Source organism: Rhizobium sp. Leaf321 (assembly GCF_001423215.1).
GTDB lineage: Bacteria > Pseudomonadota > Alphaproteobacteria > Rhizobiales > Rhizobiaceae > Neorhizobium > Neorhizobium soli.
Genome location: NZ_LMOF01000005.1, coordinates 600,895 through 608,176, shown reverse-complemented (window position 1 = coordinate 608,176; position 7,282 = coordinate 600,895). Strand labels below are relative to the sequence as shown.

The window sequence follows — 7,282 nt, the reverse complement described above, 5'->3', positions numbered from 1 at the left end:
CCCGGTAGCTCGTCAGGCTCATAACCTGAAGGCCGCAGGTTCAAATCCTGCCCCCGCAACCAACAAAACGTGTAAATTCGAGCACTTCAAATATTTGCTCTGGAGCTCCTCGCCATAATGGTCGAGGAGTTTTTTTCCGTTTTTTTCACCTTATCAATCTCGGCAGCCACAAGCCGCGCCATGAGAACGTTGCCAGCGGGCGCGATTAAATGTTGCTCCATAACACCGAGGACCGCCCATCAAAGCCAATGAAGTTGGCAATTGAACTATGCACCTACGGGGATGATGGCTTATCGCCGAGTGTTCGCAAATTACCACCGTCTGGATCAGGACGCGAATGGCAACCTCGACATTCGGGATTGGACTGCTACTTCAGTCCGGCAATTTGTTACAGATAATCGTCCGCCAGCACGTCGATGCAGGCGAGCCGAGACCACCTTCTCACGCGTGCTTCGAGTTCATCGTGCTGAGCGTCGGGGATGGCAAGGCGCGGCCGGCGCTCTGTGTGTTTGGCGTGAAAGGCGGTCAATCGAATGGACTGAACCCTCGTCGTTTTGGCAATGTCGGGAGATACGGAAAGCGCTCCGGCCAACGCTCCCAGCATCCTGTTTCGGTCCCTGGCTGACGTTCGCAAAAGATGCCATATCTGTAGACGAGAGGTGGATTTCATTGCCACTGACTCGATTTTTTGCCAGTCTGTCCCCTGGATAATCTCGGCCACGACATGATCGAAGCAACTCTACAGGGATGACTGGAATAGTATGACAATGTTGAAAAATATCCCGAAGCATCTGAGTCCAGACGTTCTTTGGGCACTCGCAGCAATGGGGCATGGTGATTGTCTCGTAGTGGTGGATGCCAATTATCCAGCATATTCCCGTCATCAACGCGTCTTGCCGATTGTAGGGGTCCCTCTCGTTTCAATCATCACCGATATATTGAAGCTGATGCCGGTCGACGATTTCCTCGAAAAGCCCGTTGTGAAAATGGTCCCTGACGGCGACCTCGGCTACGGCACGTCGGTTCATGACGATGTCGCAAAAATAGTAAACGAAATAGAGCAGCGGGAGGTTGGCTTCCAGCCCGTTGAGAGGACGAGATTCTACGATGTGGCGGCTGGTGCATTTGCTGTTGTCGCGACTACGGACGATCGACCATTTGGATGTTTCATTTTCACAAAAGGCGTCATCCGATCTGTCTAATTTGCATCCAGCGGTTCAATTTACCAGCCTTTTCATGTGGTCATGCCGCCCATCGAGCGCAGGATCGAACCTGCGAGCATGACTCAGTAATGCAACGTGAAGTGGCTGCTGATCGCGATCTCGCCTAGAAATATAGAGGAAAGAGCGCTTGCCTCATCATCGGTCACGCCAGCGGTTCGCGTGTTGATGCTTTCTCCCCCAGCCAGGCTGCGGCTACGCCGACGGCCAACACGGCGCCTGTAAAATTGCCAAAGCCTAAGAGTTGCGACCGCCCAAACGAGCAGCGCGGAAGATTCGGCTGAAGCCAGCCGTTGAAGGGGAGGCGAAGATTGCAACGCCTACCGCAGCGTCGGCAAGACCCCTCCGACATATTCCGCAAAAGCAGTATGTTGGTCGGAACCACGGTCAACAATAACTGATTCCTGCCCACTGGAAATGCCGTGACGCGCAACGCCGCCGCGCACCGGATGGATACAATGCCGGTATACTTTTGGGAAACCCGCAGGCGCGCGCCGTCCGAAATAATCCAGTTCCACGATGTGGAGGTTGCACTCCTTCAACATCGGAGTTGAGAACTCGCCGGTCCAGGCCGCTCGTTGGCCCAGTGCAATGTTCTCCGCTCCAATCTTCCCGGAGGTCTCCGCGTGCGAGGCCGTCGCCTCGCGCATGGAGTAGAAAGGCGAAATGACGAAACGCTGAATGGGGGATCACGCATCGCGTCAGCGGCTATCGGCCCTCGACAAAGGTTTCGCCTCTGCCATTGCCTTGTTCATCTTCCAACTGATGCCAATCCGCGCACGTGGCTTTGGCTGTTTTTATTCCAGGTGTTCGGCTGCAATCGTCAGATGTGCCTGTAAATCCTCTTGTCAGCTCACCAGCACGCGGGCGGTCGGTTCGTCGGTGATCAGGCCTTTGAGGCGGCGGCTGCGCAGGACGGCGCGGATCGAGGCAAGCTTTTGCAACCCGCCCGCGATTGCTACGATGCGGGTCTGTTCAGGCGTTTCGAGATCGACCGAGAGCGTGCGGGCACTGAGCGTCGTTTCGAGGACGCGGCCATCTCCATCGAAGAAGTGGCCGAGCATTTCCCCGACAGCGCCGACGGCGGCGATTTCCGTGATTTCCCGCCGTTCGATCATACCGGAGGCAACAAGCTGTGCGCTGGCGTCTGCCGTTCCGATGCCGACGAATTTGAGGCCGGCACCGTTCGACATGTCAAAGATTTCCCGCACGCCGCGCTGGGCCAGCAGGATTTCGCGATCTTCTGCAGAGTTGGCAAAAAAGGGTACTGGCATCACATAGGATTGCGACCCGGTCTTCTCCGCCAGATTATACATCACGTCATGCGGATTTGCGGCGTAATTGCGGGTGAGCCCACCAAGCAGTGATACGAAGCACACGCCGGTCGCTTCAAAGCGCGGCATTTGGCGCACCGCAGCAGCCAGTGTGCGGCCATGGCCAAGGCCGATGACTTTGTAATCGCCACCCTCGATCGTGCGGCGCAGGAAGCTGGAGCCGGCAAGGCCGAGCGCGCGAAGCGGCAGGCCGTCCTCTCCCAGATCCGGCGCCACCTCGCAGGTAGCGAGCCCATAGCGATCGCAAAGCTGAGCTTCCAGTTCGGCGCATTCGACGATGGCGCCATCGATCGAGACCTTGACGGCACCGTCGGCCACCGCGCGTGCAATGAGTCGATGCGCCTTAACAGAGGGCACGCCGAGCCGTTTTGCCACCGCAGCCTGCGTCAGTCCGCCAGCGTAATGCAGCCAGGCCGCGCGGATCGCCAGGCTTTCTTCGGGATCGCTGTCACTGCGGCGGGCCATTGCTCTTCCTTCTGCTGCTGTCTGTCGTCAGGCTGGTCAAGACAAGGATCTCCTGCAATTCGCCCTCTGCGCCGTTTCCTGCAAGAGCCGCTGTCTGATGAGATCGGATCAGATATGCAGGTCCTTGATGCCGCTCTCGATATGGGGTGCCCAGAAGGCAATGCTTTCGGCGATCTGGGAAATCACCTGACGGTCGTTCGGATCGCGCTCCTTGAAGGACAGTTCTAGGCAGATCTCGTTGTTCTCCGCGCCGCCTTGCGCAAAGGCTTCGAGCAGCGGCTCGGGATGGATGCGGCCCTTGGCGTTGAATTCGGCGATGAACGGCCGGTGACCGCCCTTGTCCATCAGGCTCTGCTTGATGTGGATGATCGGCGACACTTTTGGCACGGCGCGGGCCCAGGCATAAGGGTCGAAATCGTCCGGATTGGCGGAGGTGACATCGCCGTGGTCGATATCGGCCATCATCCACATCGGGATCGCCATATTCGCTGATGTCAGCCGATCCTGAAGGTGAAGACAGCCTGCGATCGTTTCGCCGAATTCGCGCCCGACGCTCATCGGTTCCCAGAACAGGAAGGAGAGGCCGGCACCCTTGGCATGTTCCGCCACCTCGGCCCAGCAGTCGATGGCGATCTTGATCAGCTCTTCGCGACGGGCCGGATCATCGAAATCCTTATAGGTGAAGATCGCAAACTGCGTGCCGACGGAGGTGCCGCCGAGATCGGCGGTGATATCGGCAAAGGTCTTGAACCAGTCGATATAATAGCGCCGCACATCGGCATCCGGATGGCCGAAATGGTTGAGGCGGCCATAGGGTCCGGTCATGCCGCTGGTCACGCGAACGCCGGTGCGGTTAAGGGCAGTGCCCATCTCCCGCGTCAGGCGGCGGATGACGGGCGCCGGCCAGCTCGGGTTGATGAACTCATGGGTCAGCTGCAGGTCGCGGACTTTCAGGTCGCGCGCCACCGTTTCGATGAGATCGGCCGGCTCGGCAAAACGGTTCACCAGCGGGTTTGTGTTGAGGGAAAGCGTCAGCGGCATGGGCGGTCTCCGGTCTCAGGCGGCACTGGCGAGATTTGCTTCGTCAAACCAGGCGGTAAAGGCAGCCTGTTCTGCCTCAGTCAAGTGCAGGTAATGTTTCGTGCGGCGGTAGAGCACGTCCTTGGCTGTGCGTGCCCATTCGCTTTTCACGAGGTAGCGCACCTCCGCCTCGTAAAGCTGGCCACCGAAATGCCGGCCTAGATCTGCAAGACTATCTGCCGTGCCGGCAATCTGGCGCGTGCGCGTGCCGTAAAGGCGGCCGTAATGCTGCAGAAGCGCACGCGGCATCCATGGATAAAGATCACGTAAGGTATTGGCAAAACTCTCGTAGTCAGCATTGGGCATGTCGCCGCCAGGAAGCGGCGCCGCTTCCGTCCAGTTGCCCCCCATTGTGGGAAAGACCTGGGTCAGCTTCTGCATCCCGCGCTCGGCAAGCTCGCGGAACGTGGTGATCTTGCCGCCGAACACATTGAGGAGCGGCGCGCCGCCCGTTTCGTCGAGATCAAAGACATAGTCGCGCGTGACGGCCGACGGATTGCCCTTCCCATCGTCAAACAGGGGCCGCACGCCGGAAAACGTGTGCAGCACATCCTGGCGCCGGAGCTTTTCCTTGAAATACCGGTTCACGGCAGACAGGAGATACTCGATCTCCCGCTCGTCGGCACTCACCTCTTCGGCACGGCCTTCATAGGCAATATCGGTGGTGCCGATCAGAGCCTTGTCTCCCTCGTAAGGGTTGATGAAGATCACCCGCTTGTCGTGGTTCTGCACCAGATAGGCCTGCGGCCCTGCCCACCATTTGGGCACGATGATATGGCTGCCCTTGACGAGGCGCACATTGCGCGCCGAGTTGGAGCCGGCCACCCGGCCGATAATGTCCGATACCCACGGGCCGGCGCAATTGGCAATGCAGCGGGCGCGGAATTGGCGAGTTTCGCCGGTCAGAACATTCTTCGTGGTAATGGACCAGGCGCTGTCTTCGCGCCGTGCGGTGACGGCGGCTGTGCGGGTCAGAACCTCGCAGCCCTTTTCTGCGGCATCCACTGCGTTCAGTACGACCAGGCGCGCATCGTCCACCCAGCAGTCGGAGTATTCAAACCCCTTGGTGTAGTCGTCGAGGATCGGTGCGCCTTCGGGATCGCGGGTGAGATCCAGCGTACGGGTACCCGGCAGTTTCTTGCGGCCGCCGAGGTGATCGTAGAGAAAGAGGCCGAGCCGTACCAGCCAGGCGGGGCGATCCTGCGGGCTATGCGGCAGAACGAACCGCATCGGCCAGATGATGTGCGGGGCGGCCTTCAGCAGCACCTCGCGTTCGATCAGCGCCTCGCGCACCAGACGGAATTCGTAGTATTCGAGATAACGCAAACCGCCATGCACCAGCTTGCCGGAGCGGGAGGACGTGCCTTCGGCCAGATCGTCCTTCTCGCACAAGACCACTTTGAGGCCGCGGCCGGCAGCGTCGCGCGCCATCCCGGCGCCATTGATGCCGCCGCCAATGACGAACAGATCGATCATCTGTGTTTGCGTGCTCATGTCTTTTTCCTCTGAAGTGTCGCATCGCGGGCCGCCGCCAGCCTCGTCCAGGCGGGAACAAGCGCGTGACGCGCGGATTGGAAAGCGGGAAACAGCCGATCATAGGTGGCGGCAAGTTCTGCGTTCGGGGTCTCCGGTGCAGCAAGCAGCGGCGTCACCCATTCGCCAACGCAGGCGTTCATGTCGGGATAGGCGCCGATGGCAACGGCTGCCATCATTGCGGCACCCGCAGCGCCTGCCTCTTCACGATCGGAGACGCGGACCGGCGCGTTGATCGCAGCTGAGAGAACCGCGCGCAGACCGCGCGAGCGCGCCGCGCCGCCGCTGAGGCGTAGTTCCGAGGGAAGGCCGCCCATCGCCGCATAACAATCGCGCATCGCCATGCCGAGACCTTCAACCACGGCGCGCACCAGATCCGGGTAACGATGACTGGCCGAAAGGCCGATGAAACCTGCACGGGCCTGCGCGTTAACGAAAGGCCCACGCTCGCCAGCTTCGGAAATGTAGGGATGGTAGGCGATCTGGCCGGGAGTGGATTTTTCAAGCCAGCCCTCGATACGGCCCATCAGGTCGCGTGGTGTGATCTCCTGTCCCATCTCGCGCAGCAGGTCTGTGCCAAGGCTTAAGACCCAGTCGAGATTGAGGGTGGCGGCCATATTGGTTTGGGCCTGCACGACCGTATTCGGTACGGGGAGCGCCATGACATATCCGGTGCCTTCGGCGTTGAGATGTACGCCAGCGATATTGGTTGCCCGCATGTGGACGCCGGTCGAGCCGACGATGGAGCAGGCGGTATCGCCGGTACCACCATAAACGCCGGCACCCAGCGCCGTCATCACCATGTCCACGTAACCGAGGCAAACGGGCGTGCCCTCCAGCAAACCCGTCTGTTTTGCCGCCGTCGCTGTCAGCGGATTGAGGGTCTGCGTGCCCTCGATGATTTCAGGCAGCAGATGGCGGCGGTGGCCAAGACCCAGCGCGTCAAAAACCTGGTCCTCATAACCGCGCGTGCGGAAATTCCCGAAGGTAAAATTTGCTTCCGACGGATCGGTGGCGCGCACGTCTGTGAGGTTGAGATAAAGCCAGTCCTTGCAATGGAGGGCAACGTCGGCAGAATCGAGAAGTTCTGGAAAAAACCGGTCCATATGCGCCATTTGCGCACCCTGCTGGCAGGTGTTTAGCCCTGTACCCGTCAGTTCGAAACGCGCCCGGTTCTCAGTCTTTGCGGCAAGCACATCAACGGTCGGGGCCGCGCGGGCGTCAAGCCACAACCAGGCATCGCCAACGGGCCGGTTGTCGCGGTCGACAAGCCAGGTGCCGTCGCCCTGAGCAGTCACGGCAACCGCTGCCGTCCGACGGGAAAGATCGGTGATCTGCTCGCCAAGACCCCGTAGCGCCCGCGTGCAATCGGCCCAGGTTCTGTCGAGCGGCTGCGTCGCGGATCCATCGGAACCGGACAGGTAGCTGTTGGGCACGCTGGAGGACGAGATCTGCCGGCCTGCCAGATCGAAGGCCACCGCCTTGATGACCGAGGTTCCGGCATCAATGCCGATGATCACATCACGCATGGCGCATACCGCGGATCGTCGCATGGACAGGGACGCACAAAGGCGCCTTGGAGATAGTCTTCATGCAGTTTCATCCTCCTCCGTGCGATACCGTTGCATCCTGTCGAAGGCATTCCTCACC

At 59.9% G+C, this 7,282-nt stretch carries 5 protein-coding genes; 1 reads left to right on the top strand and 4 read right to left on the bottom strand.

The annotated features are described in order from the left end of the window. Positions 1-767: 767 nt before the first annotated feature. Entirely contained in the window at positions 768-1,202 is a 435-nt protein-coding gene (locus tag ASF70_RS06375) for an RbsD/FucU domain-containing protein (protein ID WP_162237955.1), read from the top strand. Between the two features lie 866 nt (positions 1,203-2,068). On the opposite strand, the gene ASF70_RS06370 is transcribed toward ASF70_RS06375, so the two are convergent. The 4 genes from ASF70_RS06370 to ASF70_RS06355 form a co-directional block, all read right to left on the bottom strand. Next, on the bottom strand, positions 2,069-3,019 hold the full coding sequence (locus ASF70_RS06370) for a sugar-binding transcriptional regulator (RefSeq protein ID WP_062578350.1): 951 nt from the start codon (positions 3,017-3,019) through the stop codon (positions 2,069-2,071). 108 nt (positions 3,020-3,127) lie between these two features. Continuing rightward, a complete protein-coding gene (locus ASF70_RS06365; RefSeq protein WP_062578348.1) occupies positions 3,128-4,060 on the bottom strand; it encodes a TIM barrel protein in 933 nt (310 codons plus the stop codon). 15 nt (positions 4,061-4,075) lie between these two features. Next, the gene (locus ASF70_RS06360) at positions 4,076-5,593 is read right to left on the bottom strand and encodes a glycerol-3-phosphate dehydrogenase (RefSeq protein WP_062578346.1); all 1,518 of its coding nucleotides are present in this window, start codon (positions 5,591-5,593) and stop codon (positions 4,076-4,078) included. Beyond that, positions 5,590-7,161: an FGGY-family carbohydrate kinase gene (locus tag ASF70_RS06355; RefSeq protein WP_348270990.1), complete on the bottom strand. Its 1,572-nt coding sequence runs from the start codon at positions 7,159-7,161 to the stop codon at positions 5,590-5,592. Before ASF70_RS06355 ends, ASF70_RS06360 begins: the two co-directional genes overlap by 4 nt. Between the last annotated feature and the right edge of the window lie 121 nt (positions 7,162-7,282).

What these genes read in the sequence shown, in the direction of transcription:
- ASF70_RS06355 (WP_348270990.1), bottom strand. Translation starts at nt 7,161, where the DNA reads ATGCGTGATGTGATCATCGGCATTGATGCCGGAACCTCGGTCATCAAG.
- ASF70_RS06365 (WP_062578348.1), bottom strand. Translation starts at nt 4,060, where the DNA reads ATGCCGCTGACGCTTTCCCTCAACACAAACCCGCTGGTGAACCGTTTT.
- ASF70_RS06375 (WP_162237955.1), top strand. Translation starts at nt 768, where the DNA reads ATGTTGAAAAATATCCCGAAGCATCTGAGTCCAGACGTTCTTTGGGCA.
- ASF70_RS06360 (WP_062578346.1), bottom strand. Translation starts at nt 5,593, where the DNA reads ATGAGCACGCAAACACAGATGATCGATCTGTTCGTCATTGGCGGCGGC.
- ASF70_RS06370 (WP_062578350.1), bottom strand. Translation starts at nt 3,019, where the DNA reads ATGGCCCGCCGCAGTGACAGCGATCCCGAAGAAAGCCTGGCGATCCGC.